The organism is Paraglaciecola marina (assembly GCF_004360155.1).
Lineage (GTDB): Bacteria > Pseudomonadota > Gammaproteobacteria > Enterobacterales > Alteromonadaceae > Paraglaciecola > Paraglaciecola marina.
The window spans coordinates 137,787-157,623 of record NZ_SAIS01000011.1 but is presented as its reverse complement, the minus strand read 5'-3'; the positions used below and the strand labels follow the sequence as shown (position 1 = coordinate 157,623).

Below are 19,837 nucleotides of genomic sequence, written 5' to 3'. Positions count from 1 at the left end.
GGGTGATGGAACAATACGAAACAGAAGAACAACAAGTTGAAGCCATTAAACGCTTTTGGAAAGAAAATGGTAGTGCCTTAATTATTGGTGCTGTTCTTGGATTAGGTGGCCTCTATGGCTGGCGCTATTACAATGACTCACAAATAGCGACTAAAGAACAAGCCTCGACGGCATATGAAACTGCAACAGTAAAACTTGCTCAAGATGAAAAAGGATTTACAGAAGCCAAAGTTTACCTTGATGAGCATGCAGGTACTGGGTATGCAACTTTAATGGCTTTGGAAGTTGCACAAAAGGCAGCTGAAAGAGAGGACTTTACAGAAGCTGCAAAACAACTTGAGTTTGTTGCTAATAATGCTGAGTTATCTACAGTTCAATTTGTGGCTCGACTTCGTTTGGCGAGGATACAGCTTGCACAAGGTGAGTTTGATTTAGCAATTAGCAGTGCAGACAAAGTCACAGCAGACGCGTTTAAAAGTCAATCTTTAGAGATAAAAGGTGACGCCTATTTAGCACAACAATTATTTGATAAAGCGCGAGCTGCCTATAGTTCAGCATTAGAAAATGGTCAGCGGGATCAAGTATTAAAAATGAAGCTGGATAATTTAGCCGTAGCAGCAAATGGGTAAGGTGGCAGGAGTGAAGCATTTTATTCTCAGCATTTTGCTAGCTAATGTGGTCTTGCTAAGCGGTTGTACAACTATAGCAAATTGGTTTTATGATGATGAAGAATTAGAAATAAGACGGTTAAAACCTATTGAGCAGAAATTTACTCCAACAGTCGTATGGTCTAGAGATTTAGGTAATGGTATTGATGGGTTTTATTCAAAATTGCACCCAGCCGTAGCCTACGAAAAGGTGTTTGCTGCTAACCGACAAGGCTTAGTGTCAGCTTTTGAGAAAGATACCGGAAAAGAGGTTTGGTCCACAAATTTTGCTATTTTTGAAGATAACAGCTGGACCAGCTTTATCACAAACTTGTGGGATGATGGCACACCAGCAAAAATTGCTGGTGGACTGAGTGTTGCTTATGAAACTGTATTTTTTGGCACTGAAAATGGCGAAGTTATAGCGTTGGATGCCAATACCGGTGAGCAAAAATGGAAGTCAGTTGTGAAAGGAGAAGTCTTAGCTTCACCAGCCGTAGAAGGTGGCGTAGTGGTAGTGAATACCGGCTCAGGTTTTGTATTTGCTTTAGATGCTGGGACTGGTGAAGAAGTATGGGCTTTTGAGTCTGACGTTCCCCCATTGTCTCTTAGAGGCGTATCTTCACCCGCTGCAGTTAATGGTGGAGCAATAATAGGTACCGCAACCGGTAAGCTTGTGGTAAATATTTTAGAGTCAGGTCAAACAGCTTGGGAGCAAGTTGTTTCTGCCGCAACCGGTGTAACAGAGCTAGAGCGTATTGTTGATATTGACAGTCAACCCTTAGTTTCAGGTGGGATCATTTATGTGATTTCATATGATGGTTCACTTGCTGCAGTTGAATTGCGTACTGGTCGTGTCATTTGGAAGCGAGAGTATAATTCTTATCGTCGTCTGACCATTGATAGTTCAAGATTATACTTAGTGGATGCTAACAGTACCTTGTATGCATTGGATAGTCGTAACGGAGTTGAAATGTGGAGCCAAAGTGCGCTTAAAAAACGCCTACTAACAGGAGCTACTCCTATTGGGGATTATCTAGTTTCGGGTGATGAATACGGCTATTTACATTGGTTTAGTAAGGAAGATGGTCGCCTAGTTGCGCGTCTTGAAGTTGGTGACGACGACGATGATGAAAGTATTTTTCATGCTCCCGTTGAAGCTGATGGTATACTTTATACACAAACTCGTGATGGTAAGTTAGTGGCAGTGCAAACCCCTTAAGAGTTAAATTTATCGGAGCGATTCCGATTAAAAACTTAGTTAGTTTTAATGCGGCTTGGAAACATTAATGTTCTCTAAGCCGTTTTTGTCTATAGGAAAAAATTTATGTTACCCGTTGTTGCTCTTGTTGGCCGTCCTAATGTTGGAAAATCAACCTTGTTTAATCGCCTTACTCGGACTCGAGATGCTTTGGTTGCAGATTTCCCTGGGCTAACTAGAGACAGAAAATATGGCCAAGTGAAATACGAAGGTTTGCAGTTTATTGTGGTGGATACTGGTGGAATAAGCGGTGATGAACAGGGCATTGATATGGCTATGGCGGAACAGTCGCTTTTGGCCATTATTGAAGCAGATATTGTCTTGTTTTTAGTTGATGCTCGCACAGGCATGACAGGCGCGGATCAAGGTATCGCAGAGCATTTAAGAAAACAAGATAAGCCAGTTTATGTTGTGGCGAATAAAGTTGATGGCATTGATGGTGATAGTGAAAGTGCTGATTTCTTTGCTTTGGGGTTAGGTTCTGTTAATCAAATTGCCGCAGCCCATGGACGAGGCGTGACTCAATTGTTGCAACATACTTTAGTTCCCATTTCTGATCGTTTTCCAGATATGCATATCCCAGAAGAGGTTGAAGAAGAGCTAACTGAAGAAGATGCAGCTATGCAGTTAGAAAAGCTGCAAGCATTACCTATCAAGCTAGCCATAGTTGGTAAACCCAATGTGGGCAAGTCGACTCTTACAAACCGTATTTTAGGTGAGGAGCGCGTGGTTGTTTATGACGAACCTGGTACTACCCGAGATAGTGTTTTTATTCCAATGGAAAGAGATGAGCGCGAATACATACTCATCGATACGGCAGGTGTAAGAAAAAGGCGCAATATATCTGAAGCTGTAGAAAAGTTTTCTATTGTAAAAACATTACAAGCCATCGAAGAAGCCAATGTTGTCTTGTTTGTGGTTGATGCCCAAGAAGGTATTACTGATCAAGATTTGAGTTTATTAGGCTTTATCTTAAATGCAGGGCGGTCATTAGTTGTTGCAGTAAATAAATGGGATGGCTTAGATAAAGACATTAAAGACGAAATAAAACGAGAGTTAGATAGGCGTTTAGGTTTTATCGATTTTGCCCGATTACACTTTATCTCTGCTTTACATGGCACTGGGGTAGGGCATTTATTTGAATCGGTTCAAGAAGCTTATGCATCAGCGACAAAACGTATTAATACGGCTATGCTGACACGAATTATGGATATGGCTCAAGATGATCATCAACCGCCAATGGTGCGCGGCCGTCGTGTTAAGTTGAAATACGCCCATGCTGGTGGTTATAACCCGCCTATTGTGGTTATCCATGGAAACCAGCTTAAAGATTTGCCGGATTCATATAAGCGTTACTTGATGAACTACTTTAGAAAGTCATTAAAAGTAATGGGCACGCCTATAAAAATTGAGTTTCGAGATTCAGTTAACCCTTATGAGTCTGACCATAGTCAATTAAACGATTCTCAAAGACGTAAACGTCGCCAATTAATGCGGATGCATAAAAAATCTAAATAGCCTGCTTTAAGCATTTGATAGCCAATTGCTTTATAGCGATAGTACTTGAAGCTTCTATCTAGGCAATCCTATACCTGTTAATTTATTTCATACTAAGCTTAGCTTCATAGTGAGAAGAAATAGACAAGCGACTTTGGCTTTTGAGATACGAGTAGCAAATCAGATATTAGGCCATCTATGGTGGTTGATAATGACGATAAATTATGTCTAAATTTTAAAAATAAAATAAAGTTTGATGGTGTGAAGTCTAGGAGTGCTTGTGTGGTATTCACGTTTTGCTTTAGCTGTTGAATTATCGGCAAGCTAGTTGAATAAGGTACAGATTTGTTCAATTGGTTAGAGAACTCATTATAACCACTTAGCTCCTGCATCTGAGTAAATACTAAGTCTATCTGTTGTTTCCGCTTATTATGTTTCAATAGCCCTAAAACTCGGTTTAGGTTAGTGACTAAGATTAATTTCTCAGCATCGTTAGCTTTAAAAAATTGCTCGAAATTTATTGCAATAACCAAGCGAGGAGGGAAGAAAAATGAACCTTTAAGCGTTTTCAACTGGTAACGTGCTCTAGGAGAGTCTGTTTCAAGTAAAGAAGCTGGTAAAATTTGAGTACGTAAGTGTTCACCTTCTAGGCTATTGTCACATCGCTTAATCAAGTCTTCACAATAACTATAATGATCTCCAATTAGTATTACTCTCGCTGAATAAGTAGATATCCATTGAAGATAAATAAAGAAAGCGATAACTGTTACAGATAAGGTGGTTAGAGTAATAAGAATCCAGTGGTTATATTGGATAGTCGAATCGATAACTACCAAGATTAAAGCTGTTAAAAGTACCAATGAGATAAATAAAAAAAAGTATTTAAAGTTATTCATAAGATGTGCTCTGTAAAAAACTATTAAAATAATTTGAGTGCATGTTAGATTGATTTCTGTGTTATGCCTCGACAACTGTTTGTCCTGGCTGTTTGATACTGATAGCACCCAACCAGGTGCATAATAATTGGCTGTTATCGGTTAATATTGGGAAATTGGCTAATAACACGGTCGGATTGCCAGCTATCCATGGTGAGGTCGTGGCTGGTAAACAAGGAGCCGGAGTGGGCACGCCAAGTGCCGCTGTAGTGGTAGCGATGACTGCTGGATTGGTGGGGGCATTACACATACCAAATGGGGTAATATTGGTGATTGGAATAAAGTCCATAATATTGGCGCCGGGTGTACCTTCCATCACTTTGTTAGTGGGTAATACGTTTAAGGTTGACGGTGCAGCACCAAAGGTACATTGCAACATTGCACCACTACATACACATTTAGGCATAATAAATCTCCGTTAATCCTCTTCGCAGGTTTGTAAGATAATGCTGCCTTCTTCTAAGCGCACAAGTTCGGTGTCGTTTTCCTTATTACGTTTGATTGCCAGCACTGGGTAACCGTCTTCATACACATGGCTGAGGGATGTTTGGTCTTCGGTGGTTTTGCCAAACAAGATGTGATTTCCTTGGGTGCTCATAGGTAATTGTACACCTTCTCCCCAATTAAGGACCTTGATAATATGCGCTCGGTATAAATCTAAACCTAGCAAAAGTTTGGTGTTGCGATAAAACGGAAAATAGAAATGAGTATTTAGAAAGTCAGGCTCTAGCAGGACCTTAATGGTCAGGTCCCAAAGGGGAATATTGACTTTATATTCAAATTGCCCGGTGTCTTCATTGCTGGGTACATCAAAGGTTTTTTCATCTTCTTCCCCTTGCTCACTCACTATCAGCCCCTCTACGTAGAGGGGATAATGAGGGGCTTGATACTTAGGCAATACAGGAAAGGGGGCGTCAGCTAAATGCGCTTGTACTCGATAAGATAAATAGTATTGGGTAAATGCAAGGTCGACATCTTTTTCTGGTTGATCATCAATGGCGTTAAACTTGATGAAAAAGGCATGACAGTGATAACTAGTGTCTGCATGCAAAAAGCTTGTGCCGTCGGCTTGGCTATTCGTTGTGAATTCACATTCTGGCCAAAAATCTTGCATGGGCCATTGGCTAAAGGTGATTTCAAGCTGTTGGCCGCTTTGGCTTAACTGGTTACTTTTTAAATCTTTGCGCTGAGTATATTGGTCGTCTATGGCTTGCCTTAACACAAGATCCTGTTTGATCCCTTCAACCCCAGAGGCATTGTCTAAAGCGGTTTGTTGACTGTTGTCTGCGGTGCCGTTTAGCACGTTAATACTCGCACGCTTAATGGGCGGCCAATAGCTGGTCACTTGGGCGACTTCGTGAGGGTAAAAAGCTGTGGTGCTTTGTAATTCCGGGGCGTCAGCACTTAGGCTATAAGTGTGTTGTTGGTAGTCATAGGTAAAGTAACCATTATTCCGTTGGGTGTAATCCATCAAGAAATCATAAAAACTCGCTTCATTAGTTGCCCCTGTTTCGCCAGGGTGGATATGCTCTGAATTACCCAGTGCTAAACAAATCATCGGCTGTATTTGATCGGCAGGTTCGAAATCTATTGTCAAAGTTATGGGTGAGACAACTTGGGCATCAATGACAGATGCCATCGAATCGTCCACATAGAGTTCACAAGGATAATGTTGGCGCCATAACACCTGCGCAGGATCAAAAAACTGAATATGGTAATAACGATAGAGCACAGGCGCGCCAGATACCTGTGGGTAATTTTGCTCGTGTAAAGAGCGCTTCGTGACTATCCCCTTAACTGTCAAAGCTTGAGGGGCTGGATCGGGCAAATTGTGCACAGCTGCAATGCTTAATGTCACATCTATTAAACTGTCACCAACAAACTCTTCAAGCAAGGTATCGTCACGTTGATCATTGGGTAGAAAAAAACCTAGGTTACAGGCAAAGCCATAACTAAAGGCATTGAGTTCACAGTGTTTGACATTGGCACCGGGAATAACATGATCGTTCCCTTCTATTGATAGGGTTAAGCTCAAGGCCAAACTTTCTGCAACGGGATCTGTGTTTGGGTAACTGAGATTTTTGGGTCCTTCAGTGAATAGATTATTCATCATAAAGCCCCTCAGTATGTTCTGAGCTGGTATATGAATCTAAGCTCGAGTCATAAGGAGAGGTACCCACAGATGATGAAGCATGGTGTACATTGTTTGTCTCTTGCCCAGCATCAAGAAAACCCTGCATATCCGTTTTATAATGCTCATGTAATACCTTCCATTGATAAGAATCCTGTTGACTGAATAAAGGCTCTAGCTGAATGGCATGTTTGGCTCTAAGTTTGGTAAAAGAAGCAAAGTGTTCAGGAAAGTAGTGCAACGGATTAAAATCATCTAGTTCACGTTGAATATCGTCGAGTACCACGGCTGCTTTTAAATGTTGCCGTTGTTCGACCAAACTATGCAATAGTTGAATATGGCTAAATAACTGCTGTAAGGGGTAGGAAGGAGCCGTTTGGTTTGGCGTAAAAGGATATTCGATGTCAACTTTCTGTAAAGCATTAGTTGACTCTGCGCTTTTTGGTTCAGCACTGATGTTGTTGGTTTTAACTGTGACAGCTCGCGGTGCCTGTTGCCTGTTTTCTTGCTGTTGTTGTTCTTGCTGCATATGCAAAAAGTATTTAGTGGCGGAGCCTAACAAACTATGTAGTCCTTCATTGGCAGTCGACTGTAGAGCTTCAAGCTGCAGACTCAAGACGGAAATGGCTTCTAGTGCTTGCTTGGGATCTTCTTGTTTAGTGGAAGTGAAAACCGTGTTTTTGTCTAATCGAGTCAGCATTTTTCTGAATAACAAGTTGATACTAGTGGTCAAGATTTTATCTAGTGCCGGAGCACTTTTGTGCTCTAATGCTGCTCGCCATGGTTTTTGCGGATGAGTGAGGACTTTGCTTAAGGTGTTGATTATTGTGGCGGTGGTAATGCTAGGTGTGATGGCCCATAAGCTGTATAGAAAATAGACGCATATACGAATGTTACACAAACAATAAAGGGGCAAACCATTAGCATCATCAAGGATGGTTTTGTAATGTCCGTTTTGCCAATTAGAGGCCATATTTTCGAAACAGTCATTGATTTCATCACTGATCTTTTCTGTGACGCTTTCGCGATCAGCAGGTATATAGTCAAGAGTAGCGGGCAAAGCCTGCAAGGTTTCGAGGATTGAGCTAGTCATACACTTAACCTCCAATATTCGTTCCAAATATTGGTTGGCTGCACTTCTGATATCGTAGCCAGTTTTAGTTCATGATGAACTAAGGTGCAATGTGTTGGCTCTTCGTTATTTAGCCCTAGTGTAGAGGTACCTTGGCCTTGGGAGGATAAAAATGGATCGTATCCTAGAGCACTTTGCCCAAATAGCCTGAGGTGAAGATTGGTGCGACTAATACAAAGGTAGATTTCCAAATATAAGGTGAATGATGTTAACCAAGGCGAAACCCATTCGTTCAGCCGAGTTTTTACCTTGTTTCCCCAATCTGTAGAAGGTGGCGTCCATTCTGGCCTTAGGTGTAGGTAAATTTTGAATCCTGGCTCAAAGCTGGTTGATGTTGATTTATCTATTGCACCAAGAAGCATTGAGCCTAATGTTAACTCGGCCTGATGACTGTGAGTTGCCTTGGTGTAAGGTGTGGTTGTCACTGAAAACTCTGGAAATGCTGTGCTTAACAGCCAATGTAGGCTGCATTCGCTTCGCATATTTTGCAGTTCGGTATAACAATGTTTGGTGTGTTGCCAATCATCAAAAAAGCAGCGGTTTATCTCTGGATAAAGTTGCCCTAAATAGTTGAGGATCAGGATATGGTCAAACAGCTTAAAAAAATGCTGAAGGCTTATTTCATCGGTGTCAGGCCGGTCCATAAACTGGCGAATATAGCCTGGCAATATGCCAGTTGAAGCCAGCAAGCCGATATTTAATTGCACAAATGCTTGGTCGTTTTCAAATGTAACGGCTTCAATGATCCTATTTTGAGAGGCAATACTGTTGTGGCTTGAGAACCAAATCTGTTGTTCGTCATAACCATGGTATTTGAGTAAGCGCTGCAGAGAAATGATATCAAACTCACCTAATTTAGAGGCAATATCTATGGCCAGTTCAGAGTCCGTTTCATAGGCTACAGGTTTAGCGTCCATGTTGCCCCCTAAGAAGAGGCTCATTTCTTTCGTGTTGTTTTAGGTGAATATGTGGATGTTTGAGTACCTCAGTACTTTGAGAGATCGCCTTAGTACAGTGACGCATATACTCAGTTATAGGTTCAGATTGTTGGTTATAACGGCCAACAAAGCCTTGTTTCAGGCAAAAGTAGTAAACTTCTAAGGCAAAAGGGTACTTGTTTTCAGTGGCCAGTATTTGCTCTAAGTTTTCAAAAAAACGCTCACCACCAGTGCGGCAGTCTAACAGGTGTTTTTGCAGCGTTACCCATTTCGAACAAGGTAGGAAAGGTAAATGGTTTAACGTTTCGGCGTGTTGACTTTCGCATGTTTTGGTAACGAGTTTTTGTGTAAGTATTGTTTCATCACATTGAAAGATCAGCGCTTCAACAACATAGGTTAATTCCGCTTCGTCTAAGTGCTGGCTTATCGCTGTTTGACAGGCGCTAAAGATAGTTTCAAGCTCAGTTATGAATGGCGAAAAGTCATTTGCTTGTTCTGTTAAATTGTCTAGGTTGAGGGTTTCTAGCTCGATTTTTTCAAATACCTCTTGTTGTTGTATCAGGCATAGATAAAGGTCATCCCAAGCTTTATGGTTCATGCTGACTGCCTCCTTTTGTAGAAGGTGTGTCGGGGGTTGGCTCTAACGTCGTTTCAAAGAATACAAAACTTTCTGGTGGAACGGGGATCAGGTTTTCTTCATTGTCTTCAGGTATTGCTGCTGGCTTAGGGTGAGCAGTTATTTCTATATTTTCGGGGATAAAATCGTGCTCTGCAAAGGTTGAAAAGTCAGCAGAGGGCGCGACATGCTCGGTTTGGTGAATGCTGACACTGATATCTGGTACAGGTAACCATAGCCTTAATAGGCTCTGTAGCTTGTGGCAAAACACCTCAAATAAAGGGATTAATGGTTTAGGGAGATCTTCGAGTTCTAAATAATACTGGTGACCGTTTTGAATGGTGATATTTTTGATCTGGGGTTTAAGTGCACGAAACTCCCTTATAAATACCGAGCCAAAACTGTCTAGAATGAAAACAATTTCCTCAAGGGATAACACATCTTTATTTTTGAGTATGCTTAACTCCATTAACGAGTGCGGTGTATCAGTGCTTCTTGGGATCTGAGGCACGGGCACTGTCATGACTGTACAACTAAGGCCTGGAATATCTAAGTGTAAGGTGCGAGCAGATAATTTCTTCCATAAACTTTTACTAAACTCGGGTTGATGCCATATGGCTTCAATATTAACTTTTATGGGGGTTGAGAAGGCTTGGGTATATTGAATATCAATATGTGGATTATCGGTACCCCGATAATTAATTTCATAACTGCCATTACCGCCTTTTAAAATGCCAGGACGTAACATCTGCCTGTCTTTCACGGCCCCTTGATAGACTCCCAAACATTTGAGCATACTCAGGTCTGGCGCAGTAGAAGGTGGCCGCAGTGCATGGCTACTTTGGGTGCCGTTGTAGGTAAAAGGAGCTGCCTGTTCTTGAAGAATATTTTCTACTGCTATCACGCCAAGGTGAAATAACTGCGTGGATAAGGCCGGTGTTTTAGGCCAGCTAGCATTTAAATGAAACACTAACTGGCACTGATTCCAAACAAGTGGCGGCTCGTCAAAGTAAAGGTTCAAGTGGTTTTCTTGTTGTGGCAATTGAAAGAAACGCCGAATCTGTTCAATGGGATGTAAGTCGTTTATTTGTTGGGCAGCTAAAGGTGGCTGGTTTTTGTTTAATGTGGCTTGAGGGGCACAGGGGCCGAATGCAAATTGCCCTTGAACTTGTGTGGTCTCATCAAAAATGGCAGAAAAACTTAGCAAACGTTTGGCCAACATCTGTTTAAATTGCAAAGACAGCTGATAGTTATGATTGACGCTTAAGTATAAGGGCAGGTGGGTCAACTGCCCAGGTGCTCGGGTATGGGCTTTAATGTCTATTATAATTTCACTCATGACTTGTGAAGCGCTGAATGAATTGGGTTTATAGCCTACCCGTTTAATCGCAATTGGGGCCAAAGGCATGGCATGTAGACTGCGATACTGCGCCTGTTCGTCATCATCTGTGGCGATAGAAAATGCCGTCCCGCTTTTTATATGACTAGCTTCGGTCAGGTAACGAGTGTTGGCTTTTAACATGCCCATCGAGGGCATAGGTGATGCGATATAAGGCAGAAGCTGTTGAAATACTCGTTGGTGCAGCTGATCAATTTGATTCTTCCCAGCCATTCGACCATTGGCCATAAATGCTGCCATGGCTTGTGTTAGGCGTTTTACGTCCGGATCATCGTATTCGACCGGTACCTGCTCATGTAAATTTGCAAAACTGGACTGAATGCTGGCTAAAAATTGCATTTCCTCATCAAAGGTCGTTTGCTGTTCTTCTGATGGGGGAAGGGGCGTAGTGGTCATAATCTATCCTAGGCCTATTGCAGTTTAATCAGAGGCGCGGTTGCGCTGATTTGAGCCGAACCTGAAAGATCAATATTGACGCCGTCTACACTTACGTCCACCGCTGCTTTGGCATTCAAGTTAGCATCAGAATTAATGGTAAAATCGCCTCCGCTGCTTAAATCCGTGGTATCACTGGCACTGCAAGAGATGGTTTCAGCTGTCAGCTCAAAGGTTTTACAATCCATAGTAATTTTATCAGGTGCTTGTGTGATAGTGCTGGTGCCACTATCGCCCTCGCTGGTGGTGGTGATATCTTCGCCATTAAACACCATAGTATGTTTAATATTGCCGTCCTTGTTTTCAAGGGTTATCACTATGCCTTCGGCTTTATTCAATTCAACCCGGCACATTAGCGCACTCATAGGAATACCCCATTCATGGCTTGTTTGCTCTCAAGATAAGTTCGCTTGGCAATGTCCAGAATAAAATTAACTGACCTATTTCCTTGGGGGGATTGGCTGCTGGATGTTGGTGTACAAGCAAGCTTGGCCGAAACGCTCAACTGCCAGCGGTTAGCGCTACTATCTGCCAGCTTAACTTGCACTGAGTGCAGCCTTTTTTCATGTAAGCTGATTTGTTGCTGAATATCCTGACACAGATGGTTTATCAGCGCTTCACCCACAAGCAATTCAGAAAAATCCTGTAATCCAGACTGATTTAACTGCTCAAGGCTTCTACGGCCCTGCAGAATGCTTTGTAAATTAGCAATAATGTTGGCCAAGTGCGCATCGCTATGCACCCCATCTCGAGTTTGCTTGGGTAGCTTAGACGTCGTGCTTTTGAATTTATTAAGCAATGACATCAGCCAGCCCTTGAGTCGTTTTGTGGGTCGGGGTGACATAAAATGTAGAAGTTATAATGCTCAAACTCTGGTTGTGCTAAAAAAGCAACACTGCGGTCGTGTTTGATATGAGTAAACTCTTCTCCCGCCATTAATTCAAAACCTTGTGAGTTTTGCCCAAAAAAATGGGTTAAAGCGCTGTGTTTAACGGTTTTCAATGGCGCGCCACTGAGGGAATAGTTAAATAAAATGGGCATACGACGATAGCTGCTAAGACAGGGCAGTTGCTCATCTTTAATTGAAGGTTGCTGAGCGCAGTTGATGACTAAAAACAGTCTGTCATATTGCTCTAATGTTGCCGGTAATATGGCTTGGTAGCAACCGTCTTTAAGGATTAACTCTACACATTGGTTGTTGCGGCTATGGAATGTCAATTGAGAAATGATACTTCTAAAGACGCGTTTAAAGGTGCCATGTAAATCGTCATGTTTGTAGTTATGTGTAACCGAATTTAACCATTCACCACGAAAAGTGCCCAGCTCTCCATCAAGTTGTTGTAATTGCATATATAAAAAATACGGATGTAGACGTATTTCTCCACTATTTTTTGCCACAGTCAAATGATTGGCTAAATATTGTCGCGTTTGGATCAGTTGGTTAGCACAGTGCTTTATCTCGAAGCGACGTAATTCGGGTAACTGTTGTTCATAGATGTTTTTTAGCTCAGCTAAATACTTGTCTAACAATACCTTGAGTTGTTGCAATGGCGATTGCATAAACTCACAAGCGCCAATTTGTAATAAGGGGGGGATATAACGTTCAGACAACTTCCATTGACCAGAAGGGGTTTGGACAAATTCAGCAAGCTTACCTTGCTCTATAACGCTGTGATTATCTCGTGTTCCGTTGTACTCCTCTGGTAAGTTGGGCAACTGACTCAAGACTATTTTAAACAGCCGTCGAGGGATAGCTTTAGCTGTTAAGTGCAACTGAGGTTGGTTGGTTTCTTGATCAATTTGTAAAACGAAGTAAAAAATCTTGGCTCGGCCGCTATCGGCAAACTCCACAGGTAGACTAATGATGTCGGCATTACCTGGGAAATCAATCAGCGTACTTTTATTGCGAGTAAACAGCCCTAATGCTTTTATTCTTAAGTTACCTTTTGCTAGCAGGTACTCATCCCATTCTAACTTGCTAATGCCATAACCGGGCAAGCCGTTTACGTGATAACGTAAACGTATTTCTCCGGTTAATGCGGTTTCTTGTGCGAGCAGATGCTCGGGCAACAATGTTTGCCCTAATTGCCAAGATACCGGTGCAAGCTGATGAATACTCATAGTGGTTCCATGTCTAGGGTATTAAAAATATAATCAGCCTTGCTCCGTAAAACCTAATAAGAGCAAGGCTGATGTTCACGCAATGTTGATGGCCACCAACACTTATTAGGCCGCGACTGACACACCCCATGCCTTAGTAAACTTGCCTGTGTTGGACACCCCATAATGCACGGTTTGCGCTTCTTCTTGCGGCATAACGCCGACGTAAAGACCGAAGTTCTTAGGCGAAACCACTTCCATGGATTGATCCATTTCTATACCTAGACTTAATTGTCCGCCGGTTTTTTCAACCAAACCTTTCAGTGTGGTTGTGTCATTGTGAAACGCTTGATAATAGACCTTAGCGACGGGATCATAGTCATAAATAATATAATCGTATTCTACTGTGGTATCGCTTAAATCCGAGTGTTGTAATACCACAGCATCCTGTTTATTGACGGTTGATATTTGGCAATTCAGGCTAATAGGGTCGGCGTAACCTCCGTTCCAATAAATACCGGATATTACCCCCACCACTTTGACCTTTGTATCGTCCGCAATCGCGGTGGGGTCCATTACTTCTATGTCTTTAGCAAACTCTTTAGTGCCTATTTTCAACGACGTTAAATGCCCAATAACTGATTGTGAGTCTTTTTCAAAATTAAAACCCTGACTGACGCTACAGTTAAATGAAGTAGAAGCCATTAGTTGATCCTCTGTTTAAGTAAAAGTTAAATTCGTACATCCATTTTTAGCTCTACATCTAAGCCTTCAAACTGGATATGCGGCAAAATGGTGATCTCGCTGTTGTACCAACCAATCATTCCCTCTTGAGGTGTGGTCGTCACTTTTGCTGCTTTAAAAGGGTAGTAGCGCAATGTGAGATCATCAGGATTGACTACTGTGGTCACATATTTTGATAACCAGGTTTGCAATACATTGTTGATGTAAGCATCGTCGGCGGCACTGCCTATATTGTCGCGCATAATACATTTCACATAGTGAGCAATACGGGTAATCGACAGGGTATAAGACAAGTTAGTGACCAGCTGTGAGTTTTCTGAATCACGAGGGTCTTTAAATTTTTTGGGCTTCTTAATTGATTGACTACTAAAGAAGCAGGCATCAGAACCGCCTTTTCGGTAAATCAAAGGGATAAAACCCTCTTCGGCAAATGCCAGCTCACGATAATCTGGGATAACCATTTCTATCGGCGCCTTGATCTCTTGTTGGCCATTCATATCAAAAGTATACCGGTGCAGATGTTCCACTCGGCCTCCACCTTTGGGCCCTCGTATATATTGACACCAACCCGATTTAGCAAAGGAATGGATCATATTTTTGGCAAATAATAATGAGGCATTACCCCATAAAAAATCGTCACCGTTTTTATTTTGGTCGATTTTTTCTTTGTAGCCTAGTCCTTTGCCTGCTGGATGATTGTCAGGGTCATATGGAGGGCGCATTAGAAATCTTGGAAGGGTAAGACCGAGATAGGCGGCTTCTTCGCTATCACGCATGGCTTGCCATCTTTCATATCTGGGATGGCTCATGTGCGCCCTTAGATCTTTTATCTCTGCCAATTCGTCGATGTTTTTGCAGCCAAAGAACTCAGGCCCTACCGAACTAATAAATGGTGCATGACTGGCATTAGCTAATTTGCCCATGGTGCTTAACCAAGCGCGATCTTCTTTAGTATTTTCAAATTCGTATAAACCCACAATGGCACCATAGGGAAGACCACCAAATTGATCATACTCGGCTACATATACCTTTTTAAAAAAATCACTGTTGATTAAATCTACAGCGTTGTTTTCGAGGTCTTCGCCTAGTTCCTCTTTGGTACAGTCCAGTAGGTCGATTTTTACATCGGCCGACCAGTCCGTGCTCTCAATCAGGTTATGCAACCCAACCCAGTTAGCTTCCATTGCCTTAAAATCTGGATCGTGAATGATGGCGTCCATATCTAAGTGCAAACGCTCGTCAATTTCACTGGTTAGATCACGGACTTTTTGCCTGATGGCCGCCAGAGGCGTGCCTTTATCTTCTTCTGTCGGTAAAATATCGTTGAATAACGCCGTAGCTAGACTACCTAAAAAGTAGTCTGCTGCTTGCTCTCCTTCATCTAATACTAGGTTTTTATCACTTTGCAGTGATTCGTTGATGGCACTTTTTTGAGTACTCAGGTTTTGCAGATCTTTATTAAGTTTTAGAAAGGCTTTTTGTGCCTTACCAAGATTGGCTGCTTTGTCATCCTCTTCCGAATCCTTGGCTGCGGTGACTAACTCTAAGGCGGCAGAGGTGTTTTGATCTAAACCATCGAGGTTTTTATTAACCGCATCGAAGACGTCTGTTTTTAGACTATCATCCACACTTTCAATAAAAGTGCGCACGTTGCTTGATTGACTGGTCAATTCACTGATGGTTTTATCAATGGTTTTTAAATCAGCTTCTTCCTCAGTAATGGGGATGATTAGCTTGTTTAAATTTCGCTTTAGCTCTTCAAAGCTATATAACTTCTGCTTTTTGTTAAGCAGTGATTCTAAAATGGCTGGTTGATAGTTTAGGCTATCACCCAAGGTGGCCAATGGAGATTGATTTGTGGCTTCTTCTACATCGCTCATGAGTAAGATTTCCTATCAAAATTGATATTCGTTTAAAAAATTAACTGGCTTTTTCGGGTGTTAGCGACTCAGGTAGTGTGGCTGTGGCTTCGTAGCCCGGCGCCATCAAGGTCTTGAGAGACTCAAGTGATGTTTTGTCTCCAAGCAAAGTGGTGAGTGCGTTTCGAAACTTGCTGCTGTTGTTGATGCTTGACAGCAAGGAGCTCAGCATATTCTTGGCTTTAACCATGTCGTCCATGCTTTTTATGGATTTGATAATATTACCCGGCAAAAATGAATCCTCCTTGTGGATAGGAATAGTATGAATATTCTCTTCACTATCGGTGACTTTTAATTTCACCTGCATTTTTTGCATGATGCTATTGAAGTTTTTACCGTCGAAGCTGGCTACTTTTCGTTCATCAAAAGACTTAGTTGGGGTATCTTTGCCAGAAAAATCACCGGTAATCAGTATTCTCAAAGGCAATTCAATATCTTCAGGCTCGCCATTAATTTCTGTGCGGTAGCGCAGGGTTAACCTGGACTTGGGTAAGGTATCTTGGATAGACATATGATCTCCTAATCAATCGTTATGCAAAAATTTTCATGACATTGACCTACCACCTATTACGACAAATTAGTGCGGTACTGACTCGTTGGCGTTTGTCTTCGATTTAGATACTAAAAGGAGAAAGAGAGAAGGGATATTACCGCTTATTACATCAGTGCTATTAACTCATAATTAATAGCCATTGCTTTTCAAAGACTTGAAACATATTTCTTAAGTTTTGCTGTTTTCAGGTTTACAAATTCGTTAAGCAACTTGTAAAAGTTCCCAACGTATAAACACGTAATCAGTAAAAATATATTGTGAACCTGAGAAGATATTGGTGACGTTTTAGGGCTTTTTTATTTTATTGGTCTGTTCAAGACCATGCAGAATATGAGGCAAGTTTTGCACTATATGAATAACAGCAAATATTGCCAACCCATGATGTGCGCCTATATGACTATCTTCAATAGTTTGAATTGCTTATCTTTATATGCTCTCAACCCAATAAATTGGTTAGATAATACATTGCGGTTTCTAATTGAATTTGCCTGATAACGTCGATGTTTTCCAGCCGCTTCTACCGCTAAACCTAGTAAGTATAATAAGTATTGTGCAACCAACGCGATGAGAAGTAATACTTGTAGTCGTGGAGAGTTTCTAGAGCCACAAGCATTCATTTTCAGCCCTGTTCTCAAATCTCGGAAACTTTCTTAAATTTGCATTTGAGTAGCATATATATTCACTACCTTTTTTGATACATAGCGTGTTTTATTCAAAGAGGTTGCCAATAACCATGGCTCTTTTTCCCGTTCAGCAAAGGCTCTAGATTTCTTACTTTTTCTGGCTCGTTCTCCTATAGCTGTCTTATCTTTTCGTCCTTTAGGTTTGCGCCACACAACGACCATTCTCGACTCAAAAGATTGTTTCATGCCTTGTTGATATTGCCCTAAACCTTTAGGTCGTAATGTACCTAGTTGATAAAGTGACTTGATTGGAAGTCACGTAGTATCGCGTTTCTTCTTACAAAACGTTTTATTTCTGACTCTGCCGACAAAGTCCCAACCAAGTGACTCTACCAGTGTAAACTAAGGGATCCTAAAGCCTGCATCAGTGACGATAACGGGTGTTACATTTTGAGGTGACATCGCCTTTAACTTTTGCATAAATAGCCGATGTGTTTTGGGTTTCTCTTTAAGACTCAATGGGTGGATTTCTTCATAAAGCGTTAATTAACGTCCTTGAAGCAGTATAAGATTTATTCCACGCTTTCACCTTTGACTCGATGTAGGAGCCGTATGCGTTAGTAGCGCCCGTACGGATCTGTGCCGGAGGCCTGATTTATTCTAAACGGTTAAACTGAAAAATCCGAGTGTCGACCTCGGGAAATTGGTTCAGTTTATGTAAGCGTAATATAATTCTTTCGATGATACATGCCGAAGTGTTATAGACTTCGGCAGGTTTTGGACTTAAGTTTCTACTCGCAATAAGAATACCTAAAACTGTTTCAATTGTTTGTGGTTTACCATACCAAAGTACTTTTGTTTTCTTTTCATTATTATAAAGGTATTTCAGCATATCGACTCGCAGTACATTCCAATGTTTATTATTGGAATCTCCTGGACCTTCTAACGATTTCTTCGCAATCTCTCCTGAAATAATGTGACCACGGGGATGTGAATTCAACCCTAGCTGAAACCCCATTAACATATCTTCGCCTCCGGCTACCATATATGGTGGATACACCCCATCCGCAAACAAAACTTCAGATTGTCTATCTCTAAAAGGTGCAAGAATTGAGACAGCTTGCTGTGCCGGAGAATTGAAATCATCTGGTTTAGGAATGGTATCTTCACCTTGCAGTCTCGCCATATATCTATCACTCAGTTCTTGCGGGGAAAAACGAGTGGGAAATCCAACGCCAAGACCAAGTACAGGTAGTTCTCTTCTATAGTGCTCCCTTTCAACTTTTGAACCGACTCCGTAATTAAAAATCCGAGTGCGATTTGAATGCACAACATCTTGGTCCATTAAAATAACTCTTCGAGGACAGTATCCAAGAGAGTCAGCAAAAGCTAATCCAGCTGCTCTTGCTGCACCAAATCCCGTCAAACTACCCCCATCCCACCCTATTATATGAAAGTTCCTATATGTGGCTAAAACACCTCTAAGTGCAGCTACATACTTCTTAAATTCTATCCTATGCACTAATAAATATACGGGCTCTGCCCTTACATTGACAGGATGCCATGCTAAATTGTAACTTTGGGTTAATTCATTTTTCAGTCTATTCGAATTTCCGCCACTCAAGACAATAATGGGAAGACTCGACGGTTTTAAATGAGGTTCATGTCCTTTTCCGGCTTTTAAAAAAGAAAACCAATTACTACTTATTAATAGATTGTTGCGTCTCGAAGCAAGATTCCTGCATAAACGAATTCGATTAAGAAGTGCTTGCTGCATATTTTTAATGGCTTCAGGAGTTTGACTCTTATCAACTTTTACTGGCGCATATTTACAGGCTGGACGAGTGTCAGGATTGATCCAATCAGGATTGGACTTTAATACAATATAAAATTGGTACATATCGAATTCGAATCATTGAAATTTATTTCTTATCATAGCCTACAAAAATGCACCATTTTATTACACCTTATTACACCCTCCGTGCCATGGAAAACCCACCTTCAACTATTATATCACTATAAGCAAACCTCAGTTCACCTGGGCGGCGTTCTATCACTTGGTGGAGGGTAGTGGAGTTGGGGAGAAGGTTAGCGACTTGTTTACGAAAACGGTAAATCTGAATATTGATGTGTTGTTCAATGATGCCAGTCATTTTGATTAGTAGGCTTTTGTCTAGCCAGCCTTGTTCGTAGGCTGGCAGGCCTTTTTCGAGGTCTTCTAGTCGTTGGCGCGCGAGTAATAGTAATAAATAGTGGTGGTTTCGCTCACCCATATCGATATGTTTGTTGTCGACTATCAAGCTTAAGGATACATGCTCTTCATTTTGGCTGGCATGAAACTGAAACTTGATGTTATCAGGCGGTGGGGAGGCATCATTAGCTGCTGTTGTGGTGCAGGGGCGGCCTTCGACAAACTGCCAGAAATTTTGACCTTGCCCCACTTTATCGCCTGGGTGTAGAGGGTATGTTGCGTCATTTTCTTCACACATCCACTGGCCATGATCAGATAAATACACCATAACGTTTTGCTTTTGTGTAGGCAAAATCACCACGTCATGCAACGGGATAAAGGGCAGCCCATCAACCAATGGTTGTAACCCAGTGACAGGGGGACTTAATTCTATGACTTGCCATATTTCCTCGTTATTTCCGCCAAACTGAATAGTGATGTCTAAATCTAATGCTTGATAAACGCCATTGGTGATTCGTTTGTTATTGAGAATTGTGCCGTTGCTACTGATATCTTTAATCAACCACATTTCTCCATCCCAGGCTATAGTTGCATGATTACGTGATGCTTTAAGGCTATTTAAGCGAGTGACATTGGTGGCCTGATCACGCCCAAAAGTATGATTAACATTAAGCGTGATTTTTTGGGTTGTAAGCAAGCTTTGTATTAGTGCCATG

General features: G+C 41.6%; 18 protein-coding genes and 1 pseudogene. 3 read left to right on the top strand and 16 right to left on the bottom strand.

Features of this window, described 5'->3' with window-relative positions; genetic code table 11:
- Nucleotides 1-5 precede the first annotated feature (5 nt).
- The 3 genes from EOK74_RS15780 (at nt 6) to der (ending at nt 3,426) form a co-directional block, all read left to right on the top strand.
- A complete protein-coding gene (locus EOK74_RS15780; RefSeq protein WP_133470999.1) occupies nt 6-629 on the top strand; it encodes a YfgM family protein in 624 nt (207 codons plus the stop codon).
- 10 nt (nt 630-639) lie between these two features.
- Nucleotides 640-1,869 (top strand): outer membrane protein assembly factor BamB, encoded by a 1,230-nt coding sequence (bamB, locus tag EOK74_RS15775; protein WP_133470998.1) that lies wholly within the window; start codon nt 640-642, stop codon nt 1,867-1,869.
- A 105-nt stretch (nt 1,870-1,974) separates the two neighbouring features.
- Nucleotides 1,975-3,426 (top strand): ribosome biogenesis GTPase Der, encoded by a 1,452-nt coding sequence (gene der / locus EOK74_RS15770; RefSeq protein ID WP_133470997.1) that lies wholly within the window; start codon nt 1,975-1,977, stop codon nt 3,424-3,426.
- 104 nt (nt 3,427-3,530) lie between these two features.
- Here der and EOK74_RS15765 read toward each other — a convergent pair whose 3' ends face one another.
- From EOK74_RS15765 to EOK74_RS15690, 16 genes and pseudogenes are all read right to left on the bottom strand, one after another.
- Nucleotides 3,531-4,301, bottom strand: a complete 771-nt coding sequence (locus EOK74_RS15765; RefSeq protein ID WP_133470996.1) for a hypothetical protein — start codon at nt 4,299-4,301, stop codon at nt 3,531-3,533.
- Nucleotides 4,302-4,362: 61 nt separating this feature from the next.
- Complete coding sequence (locus EOK74_RS15760) at nt 4,363-4,746, bottom strand: DUF4280 domain-containing protein (RefSeq protein ID WP_133470995.1); 384 nt, start codon at nt 4,744-4,746, stop codon at nt 4,363-4,365.
- A gap of 12 nt (nt 4,747-4,758) precedes the next feature.
- A complete protein-coding gene (locus EOK74_RS15755) occupies nt 4,759-6,453 on the bottom strand; it encodes a hypothetical protein (protein ID WP_133470994.1) in 1,695 nt (564 codons plus the stop codon).
- Nucleotides 6,443-7,564, bottom strand: a complete 1,122-nt coding sequence (locus tag EOK74_RS15750) for a type VI secretion system protein IglI family protein (protein WP_133470993.1) — start codon at nt 7,562-7,564, stop codon at nt 6,443-6,445. The genes EOK74_RS15755 and EOK74_RS15750 overlap by 11 nt, the downstream gene beginning before the upstream one ends.
- Complete coding sequence (locus tag EOK74_RS15745) at nt 7,561-8,520, bottom strand: hypothetical protein (protein WP_133470992.1); 960 nt, start codon at nt 8,518-8,520, stop codon at nt 7,561-7,563. The genes EOK74_RS15750 and EOK74_RS15745 overlap by 4 nt, the downstream gene beginning before the upstream one ends.
- Complete coding sequence (locus tag EOK74_RS15740) at nt 8,510-9,139, bottom strand: DotU family type IV/VI secretion system protein (RefSeq protein ID WP_133470991.1); 630 nt, start codon at nt 9,137-9,139, stop codon at nt 8,510-8,512. The genes EOK74_RS15745 and EOK74_RS15740 overlap by 11 nt, the downstream gene beginning before the upstream one ends.
- Nucleotides 9,129-10,952: a type VI secretion system baseplate subunit TssF gene (locus EOK74_RS15735; RefSeq protein ID WP_133470990.1), complete on the bottom strand. Its 1,824-nt coding sequence runs from the start codon at nt 10,950-10,952 to the stop codon at nt 9,129-9,131. The genes EOK74_RS15740 and EOK74_RS15735 overlap by 11 nt, the downstream gene beginning before the upstream one ends.
- Before the next feature lie 14 nt (nt 10,953-10,966).
- Nucleotides 10,967-11,356 (bottom strand): hypothetical protein, encoded by a 390-nt coding sequence (locus tag EOK74_RS15730; protein ID WP_133470989.1) that lies wholly within the window; start codon nt 11,354-11,356, stop codon nt 10,967-10,969.
- Nucleotides 11,353-11,796, bottom strand: a complete 444-nt coding sequence (locus EOK74_RS15725; protein WP_133470988.1) for a GPW/gp25 family protein — start codon at nt 11,794-11,796, stop codon at nt 11,353-11,355. The genes EOK74_RS15730 and EOK74_RS15725 overlap by 4 nt, the downstream gene beginning before the upstream one ends.
- Nucleotides 11,796-13,112, bottom strand: coding sequence for a type VI secretion system baseplate subunit TssK (tssK, locus tag EOK74_RS15720; protein WP_133470987.1), 1,317 nt, complete (start codon nt 13,110-13,112; stop codon nt 11,796-11,798). The genes EOK74_RS15725 and tssK overlap by 1 nt, the downstream gene beginning before the upstream one ends.
- A gap of 105 nt (nt 13,113-13,217) precedes the next feature.
- Entirely contained in the window at nt 13,218-13,796 is a 579-nt protein-coding gene (locus EOK74_RS15715) for a hypothetical protein (protein WP_133470986.1), read from the bottom strand.
- A 26-nt stretch (nt 13,797-13,822) separates the two neighbouring features.
- On the bottom strand, nt 13,823-15,715 hold the full coding sequence (gene tssC, locus EOK74_RS15710) for a type VI secretion system contractile sheath large subunit (RefSeq protein ID WP_133470985.1): 1,893 nt from the start codon (nt 15,713-15,715) through the stop codon (nt 13,823-13,825).
- A 40-nt stretch (nt 15,716-15,755) separates the two neighbouring features.
- On the bottom strand, nt 15,756-16,265 hold the full coding sequence (gene tssB, locus EOK74_RS15705) for a type VI secretion system contractile sheath small subunit (RefSeq protein ID WP_133470984.1): 510 nt from the start codon (nt 16,263-16,265) through the stop codon (nt 15,756-15,758).
- Nucleotides 16,266-16,708: 443 nt separating this feature from the next.
- Nucleotides 16,709-17,476 (bottom strand): annotated as a pseudogene (locus EOK74_RS21095) (IS4 family transposase); the annotation flags it as partial.
- Between the two features lie 109 nt (nt 17,477-17,585).
- Nucleotides 17,586-18,830: a hypothetical protein gene (locus EOK74_RS15695; RefSeq protein WP_133470982.1), complete on the bottom strand. Its 1,245-nt coding sequence runs from the start codon at nt 18,828-18,830 to the stop codon at nt 17,586-17,588.
- Nucleotides 18,831-18,900: 70 nt separating this feature from the next.
- Nucleotides 18,901-19,836: an FHA domain-containing protein gene (locus EOK74_RS15690; protein WP_133470981.1), complete on the bottom strand. Its 936-nt coding sequence runs from the start codon at nt 19,834-19,836 to the stop codon at nt 18,901-18,903.
- Nucleotide 19,837 lies beyond the last annotated feature (1 nt).